Source organism: Polynucleobacter hirudinilacicola, assembly GCF_002192535.1.
Classification (GTDB): domain Bacteria; phylum Pseudomonadota; class Gammaproteobacteria; order Burkholderiales; family Burkholderiaceae; genus Polynucleobacter; species Polynucleobacter hirudinilacicola.
On record NZ_NAIA01000003.1, the window covers coordinates 1,006,005 to 1,026,934 of the forward strand.

Genomic DNA, 20,930 nt, shown 5'->3' on the forward strand with positions numbered 1-20,930 from the left:
CTTTTCCATCATACCGAAATTGAAACTCATTTTGTACTGTGAATGCGCACAAATAAAAACCCCCACCGGTAAGGATGGGGGGTTTTAGAAGACTGGGATATGCGTCCAATGATTAGTTCACATACCCTTCCCTACTTGATTAACCGTGCCACTGGATCTTATCGACATTATGAATATCGTGTGAAGTTCCATCAGCAGTGGTAATCGTAACCGCATTATCAGCATGATCTGAAGAGAATGTGATCTGATTGTTAGCCGTATCAACAGTAGCAGTACCAGACTTAACAACTACAGTCCAATCACCACCATTGTTGTCAAAGCTATTAGTTAATGCACCACCTTCAGCTGTAACAGATGCAGGACCACCATGCAAGCTAGTGATATCCACAACTTCAGTCCATGCGCTACCATCAAGCGCCTTAGCACCATCAGCGCCAGCGAAGTGAGACAAAATATCCTTACCGCCTAATTCTTCGCCTTTCATGGTTGCGATCTCGTAAGTCTGACCGCCGAGCTCTACAAACAGAGATGAATGTGAATCGGTTGCGCCATCCTGGTCGATCGAAATCTTCGAATGAACTGAATCAGCACCGCTTAACAAGGCTGAGAAATCAGCCAAGTAGAAGTCGCCATTGGTTGCAAAGCTGACGTCTTGAGCAATATGCGCAGTGCCATCAGTTGTGGTAAAGGTAGTTTCACCATGGATGATGACATCACCATTTGCAGCAAGGCTTACCTGACCATCTGAGGTTAATGACAAACTAGCAATACCGCGATCAGCTAATGTTTGGAATTCACCAGCATCAACCTTGCCATCGCTATCAACGTCTTGCCATGCACCAAACTTAGCAAAATCAACGTCTTTTGAATCAAACACATTATCTTTGTTTGAGTCATAGACTTTTGCTAGGCCTTGCAAGTCAGTTTCACCTGCTTGAGTACTAAAGACAATATTCAAAGTACCGTCTTCTCTTTGCAGAGCCAGTAAGCCATCACCTGAACCAACCCAAGCCGTTGCTTCGTTTACTCCAGTATTAGTGAAGTCATGAGTTACGCCGGCAGAGGTACTTAAGTAATTAATACCATTACCATCAAGATCCAGGGCAATAGGAGCTCTACTTACTGAAACATCAATCGCTGCTGTACCGATATTGGTAGAGCCACCATCACCATCATTTAATGTGAAGGTAACCGTACGCGTTGCTGTATTTGGATTATTCGAAGTATTGGCATAGGTGATCTTTTCGATCAAGGCTTCCACAATAGCAGGTGTTACTGAGCTGCTAGAGAAGTTGATTGTGAGATCAGAGCCATTTGAGCCATTTGAGCTAATCGTACCTACTGTGATTACGTTTGTGGTACCAGAACCCGTAGGGTTGTAGTACAAGGTAGTTGTGCCGCTTGAAGTCCTTGTACTAAAGTCCCCATCGTTAGCTGGAGTACTGCTACTTGTAGAAGACGTAATAATTGCCAATTGATCAGCAGCAGTACCGTTGGCAGTGAAGGACACTGTTAAGGAACCACCATTGAAGTTGGAAGAGTCGGCATCAGATACCGTTACAGCACTGTCCAATACAATCGTTCCGCCACTTTTGGTAAATGCCGCCGAGCTATTAACAGCACTAATTACCGGAGCATCGTTCGTACCAGCAATAGTGACGGTAATAGTCTTATTAGTACCATCAGCAGCTTGTACGGTCACGCTATCAGTGTAATTAGTACCTGATACGAACTCGTTATTAGCAGTATCTGCGGTATAAGTCCATGCGCCACCACTGGTCATTGTAAATTTGCCATAACCATTGTTACCTGCAGTACTAGGTAACGCTATAAATGCATTCGCAGTGCCATCTACGTCAGTAGAAGTTAAGGTACCAGTTGTCGTTAATGCAGCATTAGTTTCAGTCAGGCTAGCGGTTGAAGTTCCGCTAATGACTGCGGCGTTGTTAACCGCTGTTACATCAACAATAATTTCTGCTGTACCGATATTAGTTGAGCCTCCATCACCATCATTCAATGAGAAGGTAACCGTACGCGCTGCAGTACTTGGATTATTCGAAGTATTGGCATAGGTAATCTTTTCAATCAAAGCTTCTACGACAGCAGGTGTTACTGAACTGCTAGTGAAGTTGACTGTTAAAGCAGAACCATTTGCGCCATTTGAGCTAATCGTACCTACTGTGAATAAATTTTCTGCGCCCGCAGGGTTGTAATACAAAGTTGTTGTACCACCAGAAGTATTTGTACTGAAGGTACCGTCACTTGGGGTTGTATCGCTTGTAGAAGACGTAATAATTGCCAATTGATCAGCAGCAGTACCGTTGGCAGTGAAGGACACTGTTAAGGAGCCGCCGTTGAAGTTGGAGGAGTCACTGTCAGATAGAGTGATAGCGCTATCCAAGGTAATGGCCGAGCCACCCTCGGTATAAGCTACTGGGCTAGTAACAGCACTAATTACCGGAGCATCATTAGTACCAGCAATAGTGACGGTAATAGTCTTATTAGTACCATCAGCAGCTTGTACGGTCACGCTATCAGTGTAATTAGTACCTGATACGAACTCGTTATTAGCAGTATCTGCGGTATAAGTCCATGCGCCACCACTGGTCATTGTAAATTTGCCATAACCATTGTTACCTGCAGTACTAGGTAACGCTATAAATGCATTCGCAGTGCCATCTACGTCAGTAGAAGTTAAGGTACCAGTTGTCGTTAATGCAGCATTAGTTTCAGTCAGGCTAGCGGTTGAAGTTCCGCTAATGACTGCGGCATCATTAGTACCAGCAATAGTGACGGTAATAGTCTTATTAGTACCATCAGCAGCTTGTACGGTCACGCTATCAGTGTAATTAGTACCTGATACGAACTCGTTATTAGCAGTATCTGCGGTATAAGTCCATGCGCCACCACTGGTCATTGTAAATTTGCCATAACCATTGTTACCTGCAGTACTAGGTAACGCTATAAATGCATTCGCAGTGCCATCTACGTCAGTAGAAGTTAAGGTACCAGTTGTCGTTAATGCAGCATTAGTTTCAGTCAGGCTAGCGGTTGAAGTTCCGCTAATGACTGCGGCGTTGTTAACCGCTGTTACATCAACAATAATTTCTGCTGTACCGATATTAGTTGAGCCTCCATCACCATCATTCAATGAGAAGGTAACCGTACGCGCTGCAGTACTTGGATTATTCGAAGTATTGGCATAGGTAATCTTTTCAATCAAAGCTTCTACGACAGCAGGTGTTACTGAACTGCTAGTGAAGTTGACTGTTAAAGCAGAACCATTTGCGCCATTTGAGCTAATCGTACCTACTGTGAATAAATTTTCTGCGCCCGCAGGGTTGTAATACAAAGTTGTTGTACCACCAGAAGTATTTGTACTGAAGGTACCGTCACTTGGGGTTGTATCGCTTGTAGAAGACGTAATAATTGCCAATTGATCAGCAGCAGTACCGTTGGCAGTGAAGGACACTGTTAAGGAGCCGCCGTTGAAGTTGGAGGAGTCACTGTCAGATAGAGTGATAGCGCTATCCAAGGTAATGGCCGAGCCACCCTCGGTATAAGCTACTGGGCTAGTAACAGCACTAATTACCGGAGCATCATTAGTACCAGCAATAGTGACGGTAATAGTCTTATTAGTACCATCAGCAGCTTGTACGGTCACGCTATCAGTGTAATTAGTACCTGATACGAACTCGTTATTAGCAGTATCTGCGGTATAAGTCCATGCGCCACCACTGGTCATTGTAAATTTGCCATAACCATTGTTACCTGCAGTACTAGGTAACGCTATAAATGCATTCGCAGTGCCATCTACGTCAGTAGAAGTTAAGGTACCAGTTGTCGTTAATGCAGCATTAGTTTCAGTCAGGCTAGCGGTTGAAGTTCCGCTAATGACTGCGGCATCATTAGTACCAGCAATAGTGACGGTGATCAGCTGAGTGGTTCCATCTGCAGTTGTTACTGTAATACTGTCGGTGTAATTTCTGCCCTCTTCAAATTCATCGTAAGCACTGTTCATGGAGTATGTCCAAGTGCCATCCATATCAACACTGAACTTACCGTAGCCATTATCACCATCAGCCTCTTCGTATGCTACAAAGAAGGTTTCATCTCCGCCAGAGGAATGAGCAACTAATCTTCCGCCGGTAGACTTGCTTTCATGCTCTTCATCTACTCTTGATGAATTCTCTCCTGAAATTGTGCTATCTCCCTCTTCAGTTTCACCGTGAATATCAGCCTCACCAGATCCATCAGCAGATATATGATCGTCAATAGCAACACTTAGTGCAACACTTTCCAAGCCTGTTTGATCAGAATCAGCACCAGCTACGTTGTCGATTTGGCTCGCTTGATATACAGGCACATCAATTCCAAAATCTACTACCTTAAAGGAAGCTTCGCTGCTGGTATTTCGTGGATTTCCAACGGCCCAAATATCTATGCTGACGATATCTTCAGAATTTGTATAAGAAATGTTCCACAGCACATTGGTTGCACCTGATCCGTTTGAACCAGAATTATGATCTGAGCCACTCTCTTCAGAGCCATCATTGGCTACAACCTTTTGAATCTGAAAACCTGGTGCCGAAGAAATAGGATCGCCGCTGTTCGTAACCTTGATTAAGTTAGCATTATCACTGGCCTTAGTACCAGTAAACCCAGCAGAATATGAATCGGGCGAGTTCTGAGAGAAGATAAATGATTGAATCTTAATGCTTCCATCAGTAAACTTAACAGCTAAGGCAACTTCAGCATCGCCTACATTAGTAATCGTAAAACCACCACCCTTAACAGCCTGGGCCTGGTTAAATGTAGCAACCATGTGCTCTTGATAACCCTTTGTTTCGCTTGGGCCAAAATATTTGCCTTGAACCGTATTACCAGCAACGCCAGCAGTAAATGCGCCGGTATCGCTACTCATCTTAATAGGTGCATCAGTACCGCCCAAGTCATATTTACCATTTTGAGACTCATCTAAATCAGCAGTGCGATTGCTATCGTAAACAACATTGTTGTTTACATAAGCCGACAATTCGACATAATCGCGTCCATCAATTGAAACATCGTAGGTCATGCCTCTATCAGAGGTTGAGAAACTCATATCAGAAGAACTGATAGTCTCAATTGTGTAATTCAGATCTTCAATCTGAACTTCATAAGAGTAGGTTACAAGAATTGTTTCACCAACTTGTAATTCATCAATCTCTATATATGATTTACCTGCTAAATCAGTTTTAATTTCTCCATCATAGAGTTCACCATTAATTTTTATAGGAGAGATATGACTGCCATTTGTAACAAACATAGTGTCATAAACCAAAACATTAGTAAGAGTTGTATTTCCTGTGTTTTGGACTGTTAACGTATATTCAATGAGATCTCCAGAGCTATCTACTGAATGATGAGATGAATTGGAATCCGAATCGGATTCCGAGCTTGACTCTGAGTCATTCTCATTATTATTTTCTACTCGATACTCATTCTCAGAGTTATTGTTCTCATCATCGCTGTTGTCATCATCGCTAGAGTTATTGTTCTCATCATCGCTGTTGTCATCATCGCTAGAGTTATTGTTTTCATTCTCATCATCATGACTATCAGAAGATTCACTACCGCTTCCATCTGAGTCGAAGTCATCACCAAGATCCTTGATAACTGCGCTCTTAGTAATCAATAAATCTGGGGTTTTGGCCAACTCTACTGTGTAAGTAGCTTTACCATCATTGGCAGCAGGAGTATCACGATCAGCTGGGGTAGTTTGATCAGAGCTAGCGATTGCTAAGTTATCTAACTCGGCATTGCCATCAGCATCATTACCATCGGCAACATCCAAATCATCTTGGGTAATCACATAGTCATAAGACAGTTGCAAGGCTTGACCTGGGGCTAAAGTAACGCCCTCAGCCAGAGTCACTACTCCATTAGCACCGAGGGTGCCAGTAACTGTAGTGGTACCTGTAGTGTTTTGTGTAAAGGCAGTACCGTTATAGGTGCCTACCTCAAAAGTAATGGTGTCACCAATTTCATATAAATCGCTGGCATCAACTGTTGCAGTATTTAAAGAGCCAAATAATTTATCGTCGGCAATCGTTAAAGAAGATAAGGTTTGGTTACCCGTGTTTTGAACGATCACCGAGTAAGCAACCTGCGACTCACCCGCTTCAATCATAGTATCCAAATCACCCGCACCTTCAACAACAGTGCCAGTTTTCCAGATCGAGAGTTCTGGGGTTTTGGCCAACTCTACTGTGTAAGTAGCTTTACCATCATTGGCAGCAGGAGTATCAGGATCAGCTGGGGTAGTTTGATCAGAGCTAGCGATTGCTAAGTTATCTAACTCGGCATTGCCATCAGCATCATTACCATCGGCAACATCCAAATCATCTTGGGTAATCACATAGTCATAAGACAGTTGCAAGGCTTGACCTGGGGCTAAAGTAACGCCCTCAGCCAGAGTCACTACTCCATTAGCACCGAGGGTGCCAGTAACTGTAGTGGTACCTGTAGTGTTTTGTGTAAAGGCAGTACCGTTATAGGTGCCTACCTCAAAAGTAATGGTGTCACCAATTTCATATAAATCGCTGGCATCAACTGTTGCAGTATTTAAAGAGCCAAATAATTTATCGTCGGCAATCGTTAAAGAAGATAAGGTTTGGTTACCCGTGTTTTGAACGATCACCGAGTAAGCAACCTGCGACTCACCCGCTTCAATCATAGTATCCAAATCACCAGCGCCTTCAACAACAGTGCCAGTTTTCCAGATCGAGAGTTCTGGGGTTAAGACAATAATCTCAGGCGCAATTCCGCCATCGTCAACTGGATCGATAAGCAAGGCTGGAGTAGTGTCAGTAGGAGGGGTAACTTGATCAGCATTAGTGGGGGTTGGGTCTTGAGGGACCGCAGGTACAGCTGGGGCTGCTGGTGCGCCTTGTGGCTGGTTGCCATCACGACCGCCTACTATCGTAGGGTTCACGTTCGCATTTGGATTGCCTTCTGCAACAGTAACTGTTGCAACTTCAGTATTTTTTCCAGTGAAATCTTGGTTAGGATCAATAGCTGTTGTGTTCAAGTCGCCAGGGTTGCTGGCTACATTAGCGCCATCAAGTGGTGAATCTGCAGGCCTGCTATTTAATGGTGATTGATTATTATTTGGAGATTTTTCGTTATTGAAAAGACTTGGCTGATCTTGTGCTGGTGCGTTTTGCGCATCTGATGCGGCATCAGCACGAGCCTCGCCTTGATCCGGCGCATTGTTTTGCTGCAAGGACGTCATGTCATCAAGATGTTGTGCATCCTGAGCTTGTTGTGCTGAGTTTACGTTTGCGTTTTCTTCACCGGCCATGATCAATCTCCAAGTTAATTGCTAGGCAAGAACTGCCCTTTCGAGACTAATTTAATGCTTTATATGGGTTTTAATACCCCTAATCATGGTTATATAACTTAAGTTATATAACCTTAGGATTTTAGAAGATTAACGCTTATAGACAGCGACACCCTGAACAAAGGTGGTGCCAGTATTGAAGTTATAGGAGAGTCCAGCAGCTGATACAGGGGTGTTATAAAAACTCACATTACCGGACGCAGCACATCCAGATTTACAGACCCCTTGATTACCAGTGGTGTTTGAAACGGTACCATTTACTATGTTATTGGCTGACCCAGTTAGCCCACCTGAAAACGCCATGTTGTAGTTAGCATTACCTGAGGTTGTAGAAAATAAGCCCAAATTACCATTGATAGTTGCAGCACCAATATTTGCCGTTAAGTTTCCACCAGTGACAAACCAACTTTGGCCACCATTAATAGCAGTTGGAGTAGTAGCACGAAGCAAGGTAAAAGAAATAGAATTCGCCCTATTGATGGTCGCATTAAGCATATCTTGGTTTAACTGACCCGCAACAAGGTGAATACCAGAATCAATCGGAACATAAATAGGCTGGCCGTTGTTATATCCAGCAATCTGAGAAACGGTGCCATTACCCCAGCGCCCCCAAGAAACGTTTTGGTAATTTCCGCCCTCTAGTAACTGAGCCGAGCCTTGGGTATAAGCCAGTACCGGAGGAAGATTCGGCAATTGAGGTTGGGGGCCTGGCACAAGCAACGCGCCAGCAGAGGCCAGACTAACTTGTGTTAAAAAACCTGAAGCACTATAAGTTGCCGCAAAGCCTCCGCCATCATCAGTATTAATTAAAGAAGGGTTAATACTGTAATACGGCAAACCATTGCTTGGATTAGTGGACCCTGGCCAAGCTTGCGCGATTTGCACATAGTTGCTGTAACCAGTTGCCACTGTTGAGCCATCGTTATAAGTCGTGTTGTATATGTTGGCCGGGAAATTCCAAAGCAGGTTAGGTGTTTGGAAAATCGTTACTGGTCCAATGGTGGTTAATGATGTGGATGCATTGCCAACAACAACGTCAGCAGGTTCTTTAGGTGGATTGACTGGCTGCTGAATCGGCTGAACTACAGAGGCCGCCTTCTTAGGCACAATCACTTGACTAGCTAGTGGATCTCTCAGGAAGGCTGGAGGCTCACTGAGGCGATCAATCGGTGCGGTCTTGCTGGCAACGTAAATGGGCTCGTTCACCCCATACGTACCCTCACTAGCATCATTCTTGACTACGACTTTACCTTCAAAGACGCCTGCATATAAACCATTTTTGGCGAGCGCTTTGTCTGCGCCTAAACAACTATTAGAGCAATCGACGATATTAAATCCAGTACCACGCACACCAATGGTGGCGGCCACAGTATTGACTTTGAGATTGTCTTTATTCTCTCTCCCAATCACGCCAGTCACTGCACGTACACCACCTTGGACTAAATTTAATGAGGCTTTTTCAGTACCATCCGATTTACCATTGAATTGATACTCATCGATCTTAAATTCTGAACCAGCGCGCAGTGCAATCACTGCACCATCAGTCATGCGCATTTGTAAATTACTATTTACACCAGTGGTAATCGTATCGCCTGCTTGTAAGGTGGCGCCTTTCGTTAAGGCGCTACTCTGCCCTTTACGAATGAGCTTGGTATCACCAAGCGCTAATAAGATGCGACCTACTTCTGCGGTCGATTGTGCAAAGATTGGACTGGCTAGAGCGCAAGCTAATATGGCGCCGAGTAAAACCTTTGGAAGGTATTTGAAAAGATGAGGAGATGTCAATAGCATGGTCATGCTCCTTATTTAGATTGCCACTCATAGCGCAACTTCAGTGCACCGGTATATTGTGAGAACGAGTACAGCGTCAGATTCGAGTTATTTCTATAGTAAGTAAACTCTGCTCTTGTTGACAATGTTTTTGTCATTTTGTACTCAAGAGTACTTTGTGCTGAAATCAAACCATCACTCCGATTTTGCCCGTACAGCAAATCCGGTGCACCATAAGCGCTAGATGCATATCCTCCGCCAACCTGAAGACCCCACTTGTCACTCGGCAAGAAATATGCCGCTACAGTGCCACCAGTGATATTACGGCTTAAATCAGAACGATTTTGTGTATTGTTTTGTTGTGAGTAACTTGCTCCAAAAACCACAACAGGGGCCCAAGTCACATTGGGCATTGCCCAGCGATAACCGAGTGCACCTGTATTGAGAGTGGCGTTGTATACGCTGTACTCTGAGTTGTAATTCAGAGCAGTACTTCCCAAAGCAGCGGTAACCATATGATTGGGCACCAACAAACGCTCATACTGCGCACCGCCACCGTAAGCACTGGGCACAGGTACTTGATCTAGCTTAGCTGGACTAGCAAAACCGACTACCTTCACGGTGTTGATATCGTCAGTCATTTTGAGACCAGTCAACACATTACCAACATTCAGATCATAGCCGTCAACCTGCGAGTAGCGTTGGCTGCTAACACTCACTGAGGTAAAGCTGGTGATACCAGGCCTCACAGGAATATTAATATTTCCGCCAGCAGACAAGTATGAAAATGGCGAGGATTGTGGCTTGGAAGTGGATGCTAATTCCACTGGGCCATAAAACGGCAAAATGATATTGTTAATTGCAGCAGCCGTGTTCACATTATTGTTATAACCAGCACCGATTTCAGCAAAGACGGATCCGTTAGGTTTTAGAGCCCTTTCTTTGCGCTCAATTTCTGCAAGATACAAATTAATAGTACTCATTACCGCCGCAGGTGGTTTGTGGCTTTTCACTTCCAAAAACTCATCTTTTGCGCGACCGTACTCTTCTAACTGGTAATACGCACGCCCAAGCTCAAGTCGCACTAAATCATCGCTAGGGTTTTGTAATAAGACGCGCTCTAAGGAGAGTACGCCAAGTGATGCTCTGCCGGCATCTACCGCCGCTACACCAAAAGCATAATCAAACAGAGGCTCACCCATGAGCTCGGGATGTTTTAAACCTAACTCATATGCCTGCTTTGCTTTGCCCTGCTCAATCAATACTTTCATCTCATCGGCAATATCCGCACGCGCCAATGATGACATCACTAGCATGCCAATTGCTATGCCAACAAAAATTGAGGCGCGCACAATTTTGCTAACGTTTAATAAGGTAGAGACACTTTTCACAATTGCAATTAATTTAATAAATCATAGAAAAAATCATTTAACGGACAAATTCTAATACACATCTACTATTGGAATGCCATACATACTAGCCCTCAAGACCTATCCTAAGGGCTAATACCGATCTGTTAAAACCCGCCTGTAACAATTAATGTAGTCCACCTGTTTTTGCTCAAAAGAGGCGCACTCAGAGGCAACCTTAGCGGTACGCCGATGAAGTTCATCCTTATCTAAGGCCCACTTACCCTTCTTCTGAGCATAAAAAAGGACTCTTTTCTCAAAATACGCATCCTCAAAGCCTGATAGTCCATAAAAAGTGATTTCTTCACCTGTTAGGCGATACACACCTTTAGTGGTGTGATTTTGCATGGCCTGAAAGAAGCTACTCGGTATACCCATCTGCGCAAAATAAACTTTGGCATCACGCTCAAATTGGGCAAGCAAGGCTTTTGCCTTGGGATCTTCCTGTATATCAACTTCGCGCTTAATAACGCCGGCATCACTACTCATCGTAATGCGTCCCTGGTGAATGCCAACACTAAAGGAAGGTGCACCGCGCACCACCCCACTAGCTAACAAAAATACGCAAGCACTGGAACACTCACCCGTCACGAAAACATGGGCATTATTGCGCCTCAGAAATCGACCAATTTCCATAGCAGCCATCCCATCACCGCCCTTGCTGTCAAGGAGAACAATTAACTTCCCAGGAATAGGCTCTTCCATAGGATCGGGCACAGTATTGCCGGCTAGTAGCTTGCGCATGTTTTCAGCCAACTTACGTGAAATCGTGCCTTTGACAATGACTACCCGAATTTGATTGGCTGATAGAGGTTCGCCTTGCTCAATCGCCTGCTCTAAGGAAACTGGTTTGGCGCTCCGTTTATCGGGCTCGACCACTCCAGTTTGCGCCGATGATTTGTTCGCCGGCTTAAAGCTTGGAAGCGGATCACTGGAAGTCCTTGGGGCAACTGGAAATGGCGGACTAGACAAACCACAAGATGCCAAGAGAATACTTGCTAAACACAGCACCAGAAGTTTCAGATTGATGGGCTTGGCTGGCATCATAAATGAAAGAAGACTGACTAGGCTGCTAAGGACATATCGCTGAGCTGCTTAATGGCATGCGCAGTTGCGAGGTCGCGGAATTCAAAGCCATTACCCTGACTTGGCAGAATCAGACCGAAACTTGCTAATTCCTGAATAGCGGCCTGCAATACGGGCCTTGGGGACTGTAGCTCGAGGACTAAATCCTCAATCGATTTTTCTGGAGAAATAGCTGCCTTAAAGATCAAAGAATTCGCTACCGGTGATAGCTGATCCAATAATGCTTGCAAGTCAACACGGACACCCTCTGGTAAGAGATCTAAATCTGGTACCGTCATTGTCAGCACCCTTGAGAAAAGTGGCTTATGTGGACGAGGCCCCAGTAGGCGCACACTAGTCCGTGGCTCACCTTGATTTTGCACATTGCCTGCCGCAACCATCATGCGAGAACCCACCAATCGATCAACACCCTTTTCACCCAAAATCGTTTGTAAAGTTGGTAATGCGTGGATGCCATAAACCAACAAAACAATGGGGTTCTTTTTCGATAAATCGATCAAGGTTTTACTCAGGCGCTCAGCATTACCTTCTGCAAATGATTGCGAAGATTTAAGCTTACTTGGCATATAGCACTCAAGTTGAGCTAGCACACAGGAGCACACTGCATCAGCTTGTTTGTGTGCAGGCAGTCGAATATGAACTGGTTGAAAACCATGATTCATCGCTTCATTACCAATCGCATCTATTAATGCGGTAGTAATAGAAGGCGGCCAAGATTCCACCGCTAGCCATTGCGCAATGCCGCCATCGGCGGATGTACAAACCTCTGCTAAAAATGGCATACCGCCCCACTGTGTAGGATGGTTTGTTGGAGCTGATGGGACTGGACCAATTGCTATAAAACCTGCTGAATTCGCTACGTCTTTTGTCGGTGATTTTTTGGGTTTAATGAGAACCCATGGCACACAATGCGGTGCCAGTTTTTGCACTAAAGTATTTGCGAGAGGCAAACGCAAAGCGAAAGATTGTTTCGCCAAAGAAAGCGCCGTGCGATAGACCTCGACGGAGATTAAGTCCTGCGCCCCAGTGGGTACGACTTCAGCATGGGATGCAATGCCAATCCCCATCGGCTGGGCCAATGATTTCTGCTTATTTAACCAGTGACTAACAGCCTGGGCCAATTGACAGGCCCTGTCAGCATCATCCAAATGTGCCGCTGGATGACCAAACCAAGTCAACAACCCACCATCGGGAAGTGGCATAGCCCTGCCATCCAATGCTTGCGTTAATTTCATGACAAATTGACGGAACTCCATCATTTGTCGATTGTGTTCAAGAACCGCCTCTGGATTAGGGGGTGGAATATCAGAACTTACAAAAGCAACCGCGCTAATTAAGCGCCAGGCATAGCCTTTTTTATTCTGAATACTACTTTTTTTAATGTCATCGAATTGATGGGAGTCTAAAACTTCTCTAGCGAGAATCGCGACCTTGCCACGACTCGAGACGCCCAGCATTTTGAAAATGGTAAAGAGATGCTGCTTTACCGTGCCATAGGTGATTTTTAAATCAGCGGCAATTTCTTTATTGGACTTACCTTGTGCGATCAAATCCAAGATTTGCAATTGCCTCTGGGAAAAAGAGGATTTTGCTGAAGATGGATGCTCGCTCATAAGCTAAAACAAGAGTTTCCCCCTCCAATTAAGGAGAGGGAATTTGTTTAACGCTCACGCATACCTTGATGGAATGCAATGTAAATAGGACGCATTAAATAACGCAATACAGATTGACGATCAGTGACGATATCCGCCTGGGCAGTCATACCAGGGTCAATCGTTTTAGCAGGATCATCACCCAAGTTTTTCATCGGCAATGAGATGATGACCTTGAAATAAGGCTGTTGCTTCTCATCCAATGTGCTGTAGGAAGAAACCATCGAAACAGTGCCTTCCATCGTGCCGTAGCGCATGAAATCGTAAGTGCCAAATTTAACACGAGCTTTTTGACCCACTTTGACAAAGCCAATATCGGTTGGTAAGACACGCACTTCAGCGTGGAGGTTACCGTCAGATGGAACCACGTTCATCAAAATAGCGCCTGGAGGAATAACGCCACCCACCGTACGGAACTTCAGATCTTGCACAACGCCGTCTACTGGAGACACAACGTCTACACGCTCTAAACGATCGCGCATTTTGTTGAGTTGCTCTTCGGTCTGCACCATTTCATTGGCAGACAAATTCAGCTCATCCATATTAGTACGACGATAACGCAGCAACTCTGCTTTTGCTTGGGATAAATTACGCTGCGCATCTAGTGCTTGTACACGAGTTGCAAGCTTTTCTTTAGACAATTCACCACGGATATTGCTAACCTCAGACAAAATCTTAATTTCGCCTTCGAGTTGCGTTACTTGATCACGTGAAGTCTTGAGTGTTGTCTTTTGCTCTTCAACCATCTTGTCGAATTCTTTAGGAACATCCGAGAAATTAGCATCACGGCCATCAAGCAAGGCGCGCAAACGCTCTACTCTGGCATACAGACCCCAATACTTTGCATTCAAAGTCTCATATTCAGCGGATGGCTCGGTATCGTTTAGGCGCATTAGCACTTCGCCCTCTTTGACCTTTTGGCCATCGACTACATTGATCGTAGCAATACGACCACCGTCAACGTGCTGGATTACCTTTACGGCCTGAATCGGCATAATTTGTCCGGTTGAAAGCGCCACGACATCTAGCTTGGCAAACATCGCCCAAACAAAGAAGATGCCAACGGTATAAGCAACCAATTTGATGGTAGTGCGCATATACGTTGGAGGAGTTGCCTCTTCCAACAAAATCGCCTTAGCCAAATAGTTATCAGCACGGCTACCCAACACTAAGTTTGGACGGTCATTTGATGGTAAGTTTGGATCATTACTCATAGTTTTTTCTCACGTTTAATCTTTTTATCTACTACGCACTACTCGTTCATTAATGGTTACAAATCGTCTTTACATCCGTTTTAATTCTTAAGCAGCGGCATTAGTCGGTTGCTTGAGAAGCTCACTGGGTGGCCCAGCAGCCCGCAAGTAACCCTTATCAAAGACCAATAAGGTGTCAGCCAAACGAATATGGCTAGGACGGTGACTAATAAAGAGCACTGTGGTGTTGCCTTTGAGGGCCTTGAGAGCCTCAACAAACTTCGCATCACCCTCTGGATCTAAACCAGAGCCAGGCTCATCAAAAATCATGATTGGCGCACGGGTTAAATATGTTCTAGCAAGTAATAATTTCTGTTTAAGGCCAGAAGGCAATTCATTGGTGTTGTCACCCAAGCGATAGTCAATGCCACGCGGCAAGGAGAGTACGGTATCTAATGCGCCTGCCATATCCAAGGCTTGATACACCTCGTCATTGGTAGCATCTGGCCGTGCCAAACGTAAGTTTTGAGCAATGGTGGCCCTAAAGAATTGCATGTCTTGTGGTGCATAGCCAATTAAGCGGCGCAATTCTTGAGAGTCGAGCTGACGAATATCAACACCATCGATCAAAATGCTACCGGCTTGTGGTTGATACATGCCCAACAACATTTTGAGCAAGGTAGACTTGCCGCCACCGTTTGGACCAGAGATCGCCACCATCTCACCTGGCTGAACACGGAATTCAACACCAATTAATGCTGGATCCACATTCAATGAATAGCGGAATGACACCCGGGCAAACTCAATACGCCCTTCTAAACCACGAGCAATTGGAGAGGCCGCATTTTCTTGACGCTCACCTTGAATACGCATCAAGGTATCAATTTGGCGAGTAGCACTGCGAATACGCTCTAAACGGGTCATATTGACAAAGGCAGTTTGTAAGGGAGTCAATACACGCCACATCAGCATCATTGAGGCAATCAAAGCGCCTGATGAGAGTGTTTGGTCAATCACAGCAGGAGTAGTGAATGACACGATTAACAAGGCTGCCAACATCATCACAAAATAGGATATGCCGACCAACAGAGATGAAAGTTTTTCTGCCTTGAATGATGCCATTGTTGCGCTTGCAGAGGTCTCGCGTAAACGCTCTAACCATAAATACTGTGCGCCAGACTCACGGATATAACGCATTTTGCTGGTCATCTCAATCAAGAACTCAGTACGTTTTGTTGAGGTTCTACTGACGTCGATAACACTGTCATTCGTTCTTCTAGAGAAAATAAAGAACAGACCTGTATACACAACCACCATGATGACAAACAAAAGCAATGCAATCGGGTTAATGATAGATAAACCAATCAGCAACACCAAGGTCGCTGGAGTCTCAAGTAAGGTTGAGGCGATAGGGCCAGTAAAAAGGTCTCGAATACCTTCAAATGACTGTAAGCGAGCGGTTTGCGAGCCAACTGACGCACGTTCGGTATAGCTTGGTGGCATTGCCAATACGTGCTGCAAAATAGCCGTGCCGAAAAGATACTCAATACGGCCAGAAATGTAAGACAAAATGCTCGCGCGCTGACGTATGAAGAAATACGAAAACGCCAATGCAATAAAGGCGCCCAAACTCAAGTAAAACAAAGTATCTAAAGCGCCAGACGGAATAATGGTGCTATACACCACCATGAGGAAGAGGGAACCAGACATAATCACCACGCCTGATACCAAAGAGGATATGGTTGCTTGGCCAATCAATGGAGAAAAGCGATACAAGGTATGAGCAACCCATGACTTATTGTCAGGCAATTTAAACTCAGCGCGCTCATAGAAATACGCACGACCTTCCATGCCTAGATTGGACTCTAACCGTGGCTCAGTGACCGAATCTTGGCCAACGCGGAGTTGATTGCCAATACGTCCCAGCACTACGAACGCCTTACCCTCATTCGGAATAAACAAGCAAGGCAATGCGCGGCTATCAATTTCACTAAGGCGGCACTCGACATCAGACATCTTGTAATTTAACTGCGCCATTGCATTTTGAAAGCCAGTTAAATCTAAGTTATCCGTGAAATACGGCAAAGATTCTGCAACTGCACGAGCAGAATCTTGCGAGTTCATGAGCTTCAATAATAAAGATAGGCATCCAGAAAAATCGGTTTCATCTTTAAAGTTACCACTGACAGTCTCATGCATACGCTCCCATTTGCGGGTTGCTAAACCACCCTGCTTAAATGGAGACTGGAAGAAGGCTGCTGCAGAAAGCGGCTGATAGCTAGCAGGCAACTGCTGACGCGGGGTGAATGCAGGAATGCTAGCAACCATACCGCTACCTTGACTCACGTCACGCAGTGTATTGAAGCCTCCCTCGGGCGCTTCGATTAACTGACCGTCTTGCAAAATCAACTTCCGATCAGCCATACGCAGGAAGGATGGGCGCTCGGATACCAGAACCAAAGTAACCTTACCGCGGATAGACTCGAGATACTTCAATAGCAGGCTATCACCCTCGGAGTCCATCGCTGAACTAGCATCATCAAACAAAACGATATTCGGATTACTAGATAAAGCGCGCACAATCGCAATACGTTGACGATATCCTGGTGGCATTGAATCGGCTGCCATATCACCAACGATCGAATCCCAACCGCGCGGCATTTTGGAAACAAAATCTGCCAAACCTAATTCTTTGGCAATACGCAAAGCGTCGTCTACGCGCCCTGCATCATAAACAGTGGCATTGTCCAAAAGCGAACCTTCAAACATCACTGCTTTTTGTGGCAAATACGCAATTTGCTTAGTGAATGAGTCAATCGGGAGTGCTTTTAAATTGATGTCATTAAATAAGACATCGCCACTCTGTGGCTGAATAATGCCGGACATTAATTGCAATAGCGTGCTTCGACCAGCACCACCATGACCGCCAATTGCGATGCACTCACCCGCACGAACATGCAAGGAAAGGTTTTGAAACAAAGGTCTCTCAATTGCAGGGAATTGATAAGTCACATTAGTGAGCTTGAGATCGGCTGGCTTAGATTCCACTTCAATGGTTTTAGCCAGTGCATCTACTACATCATCCTGCACTTGTGTTGGCAAGGAACCGTTATCCAAGGCCTTAGCCAATTTGTCACGCAACACTTCATCCTGTTGATACTTGGCCCACATGCCACCTAAACGCTGGAGCGGAGCTAAAGAACGCATGCCTAACAATACGCAGGCAGCCAATTCACCATTGGATAAACGACCAATAATGACAAGGTATGCCCCCAAAGCAACCACTAGAACGGTCATCAGAGGTGAGAACACATTTCCTATTCCTGATGACATATCTAGCGCATAGGTCATGCGCGCCATCATCTTGGCGCAACTCTCTTGGAGACGCTCATACCTTCTCAGCATCAACGACTCCATCGTCATTGACTTTAAGGTGTGCACGTTTTTGAGGATTTCGTTCAGGAAATTAGCGCGGCGCAAGTCCCCTTCTTTTTGATCCTTAATTAAGGCAGGATCTTCGCGACCATTTTTCCAGGTGATAAATACAAATACGCTGTATCCGGCCATCAACAATAGACCAACCCATGGGCTAATCAAGAACACGATCAAGACATACAAGATCGTGAATGGTAAATCCATTAACTGCTGAAAAGTCTGGCCTGAATAGTGATACTTCAAAGTGGAAACAGATTTGAAGTCTTCCATGATTGCGCCAGTACCCTTGCGCTCAAAGTCATGTAAAGGTTCAGCCAGTAAACGATCTGCTAAAGATAAATAAGCACGATGCTCAAAACGCGCAGAGATCCATGCAGTAGCAAAGGATCTTAGTACTCGAATCATTGATTCCAGCGCAACGGCTAAGCCAACACCTACAGCAAAAATAACTAAGGTATCAGAAGATTGGCGCGGCAAAATGCGGTCATACAACTGCAACATCAACAACGGGAATGCTAAGGCCAAAATATTGATGATGATGCTAGCGACTAAGATCGTATTACGCTCTTGGTCAAATGGTGACATTTGAGAAACCGCATTATGCGGTGACTTGTTATGACGTGCATCTTGGTAGCGCTGCCATACTGTTTTTAAGTCTGCAAAAAAAGCAGCTAACTCGCGCTCACTAGTCGCTTGAAATTCTTCAAGGCGACGACTCAGCCTGGTGTAAATAGCATCAGCAGAATATTGATCAGCAAGCTCTTGTTTGCGCTGGGCAATTGAAAGGTCATCTAGACCCCCTTTCGCCTTAACAGATTTCCAAGAGCTGTGCGCTGAACCGCGTAATTTTTGGACATCATTGAAAACAGTATGGATAACTGTTTCAATACCAGTAAATATCCAGGCTAAGAGCAACCATACTGGTTTAGCAATTAAACCTAATGGCGATAGCAAACCTCTCACAACACCTGGCAAGGCATTCCAAATCCGTATGCTGGTATTGCTAATACTTGTGACTAGCGATTTAAAACCACTAATGACGGCCAAGATAATTTGAATCGCCTTTGGCACAACTAACTGTGATGCTTTGACAAACGCCAAAATGGCTTTGTCGAATAAATTAAATGTCCACCAGAACACAGTAAAAAGGATGATCAATAAACCACCAAGTAATCCAATAATAGGAGCGCTGATAGCACCCACTACTTTCTTGAGGCCAGTAAAAAGATTTGATAAGAATGAGTTCATAACAAGGCCAAATTAATTAGGTTTTACGTTGTTTACACCAGGAACAGGAGGCTCTGCAAGAACTTTTCCAGTGCCTTCAACAATAGGTTGACCACTAGAGTTCACTCCCAGGGCAGGTTTGCTACCAAAGACTGAATCTTTCTTGGAGGCATTCTGAATCCAGCGCGCATCAGCTTTCGGCAAACCTCCGCCGCCCACACATGGATCATCGTCCAACTTGGTGCCACCGCCCAGAGACTTAAAGAGATCAACAGAGGCGCGTAACTGATCAAAACGCGCGGAAATTGCAATGTCTTCTGTATTAAATACAGAGCGCTGAATTTCATACAACTGCACATAATCCATGCCACCCAACTCAACAACTCTCTGACTCATTACCGTCAAACGCTGCGCTTTATCGCGGGACTCATTTAATGAGTCGTAGGCCTTAGCTGTCAAAGTAATGCCTGTGAGGGAATCCTCAACCTCGCGTAATGATGAGAGGACTGTATTGGCATATGTCTCTAGCATCTCAACGTTTTTAGCACTTGCAATTTGCACTTGTGCCTCACGTTTGCCGCCGTCAAAAATGTTAGCCACTAAATTACTGGTGACGTTGTAGAAAAGACTTTGCGGCATTGTTAAGGTCGACAACAAATAACTACCGTAACCACCACCACCGGTTAAGACGAAATTAGGCAATATATTGGCTCGCGCAGCATAGAGATCCGCTTTAGCAGCAACCAACATGGCCTCAGAACGACGAATATCAGGACGACGGCACAGCAAATCAGAAGGCAGACCAGGCTCAACGACTGGAACCTTAATGCCTTCAACCGATTTAGCTGCGATCTTTAAGGTGGAAGGAGTGCGGCCTAGCAAAGTAGCAAGACGCGTAAAAGCACGCTCTTTTTGTTGACGGAGCGCTGTGACCTGAGCATCCGTATTGTTTGTCAGAATGACCTGTTGGTAGTAATCAATCTCAGTGGCATCACCCTTATCAACGCGACGCTTCAATCCACGAGTTAAGGTTTTGATGGCCTCTAAGTTACGCTCACCAACCCGAATCCGCTCATCTAATGAGACAACTTGGAAATACACAGTAACTACGTCACTCGCCAAACTTAAGGCAACTACTTCGCGGTTGAACTCACTTGCTAGAGCCTGCGCGAAAGCAGACTGTGTATCAAAACCTTTTTTACCCCAGAGGTTTACTTCATAACTTGCTAGCAAACCAACCTGCCATGTTCCTTGACTACTCCACTGCGATTTATTTGCCGCAGAGCCAATCGCGGGATATGGCGCCTGACTGGAATAACCACCCACCGCATCAATCGTGGGGTATTCAGCAGACTTCACTACATCCGCCTGCGCTCTAGTTTGAGCAACCCTAGCAATCGCTACTCTGAGGTCGTAGTTATTAGTGAATGCAGTGTCAACCAGTCCGTTTAACTCGTCGCTACCAAAATCCTGCCACCACTTTTCTTTCGGCTTAGGCAGTTGAACTTGGACCTCTGCCTTATATTGCTTTGGCATCCAGCGCACGTAATCAGGGCCATCTGGCGCATCGCCCTCCTTGACGATCGGGGATGTACAACCCGACATCACTAAGGCACAACAGGCCACATAGATAGGCAATCGCACAAAAAGTGGCTTGCGGGACGGTTTCGTTCCGTTAGAAATAGTCATAAATACAAGTTATTTATTTAGGTATAAGTATTTAAATCAATTAGATACGTTAATTTAGTGATTTTTTTTCTTCAACACAGCAATT

Annotated in this window: 8 protein-coding genes; all 8 read right to left on the reverse strand. The window is 45.0% G+C overall.

Going from position 1 to position 20,930, the window contains the following annotated elements:
* Window positions 1-139: 139 nt before the first annotated feature.
* Window positions 140-7,345: a beta strand repeat-containing protein gene (locus B6A14_RS09175; protein WP_087910152.1), complete on the reverse strand. Its 7,206-nt coding sequence runs from the start codon at window positions 7,343-7,345 to the stop codon at window positions 140-142.
* Window positions 7,346-7,474: 129 nt separating this feature from the next.
* Complete coding sequence (locus tag B6A14_RS09180) at window positions 7,475-9,175, reverse strand: FecR family protein (RefSeq protein ID WP_161491127.1); 1,701 nt, start codon at window positions 9,173-9,175, stop codon at window positions 7,475-7,477.
* Window positions 9,176-9,186: 11 nt separating this feature from the next.
* Entirely contained in the window at window positions 9,187-10,545 is a 1,359-nt protein-coding gene (locus B6A14_RS09185; protein WP_087910154.1) for a surface lipoprotein assembly modifier, read from the reverse strand.
* 111 nt (window positions 10,546-10,656) lie between these two features.
* Window positions 10,657-11,610: a hypothetical protein gene (locus tag B6A14_RS09190; RefSeq protein ID WP_087910155.1), complete on the reverse strand. Its 954-nt coding sequence runs from the start codon at window positions 11,608-11,610 to the stop codon at window positions 10,657-10,659.
* Window positions 11,611-11,627: 17 nt separating this feature from the next.
* Complete coding sequence (locus tag B6A14_RS09195) at window positions 11,628-13,262, reverse strand: LuxR C-terminal-related transcriptional regulator (RefSeq protein ID WP_087910156.1); 1,635 nt, start codon at window positions 13,260-13,262, stop codon at window positions 11,628-11,630.
* Between the two features lie 47 nt (window positions 13,263-13,309).
* Complete coding sequence (locus B6A14_RS09200; protein WP_087910157.1) at window positions 13,310-14,515, reverse strand: HlyD family efflux transporter periplasmic adaptor subunit; 1,206 nt, start codon at window positions 14,513-14,515, stop codon at window positions 13,310-13,312.
* An 87-nt stretch (window positions 14,516-14,602) separates the two neighbouring features.
* On the reverse strand, window positions 14,603-19,177 hold the full coding sequence (locus tag B6A14_RS09205; RefSeq protein WP_087910158.1) for a peptidase domain-containing ABC transporter: 4,575 nt from the start codon (window positions 19,175-19,177) through the stop codon (window positions 14,603-14,605).
* Window positions 19,178-19,189: 12 nt separating this feature from the next.
* Entirely contained in the window at window positions 19,190-20,845 is a 1,656-nt protein-coding gene (locus tag B6A14_RS09210) for an efflux transporter outer membrane subunit (RefSeq protein ID WP_087910159.1), read from the reverse strand.
* Between the last annotated feature and the right edge of the window lie 85 nt (window positions 20,846-20,930).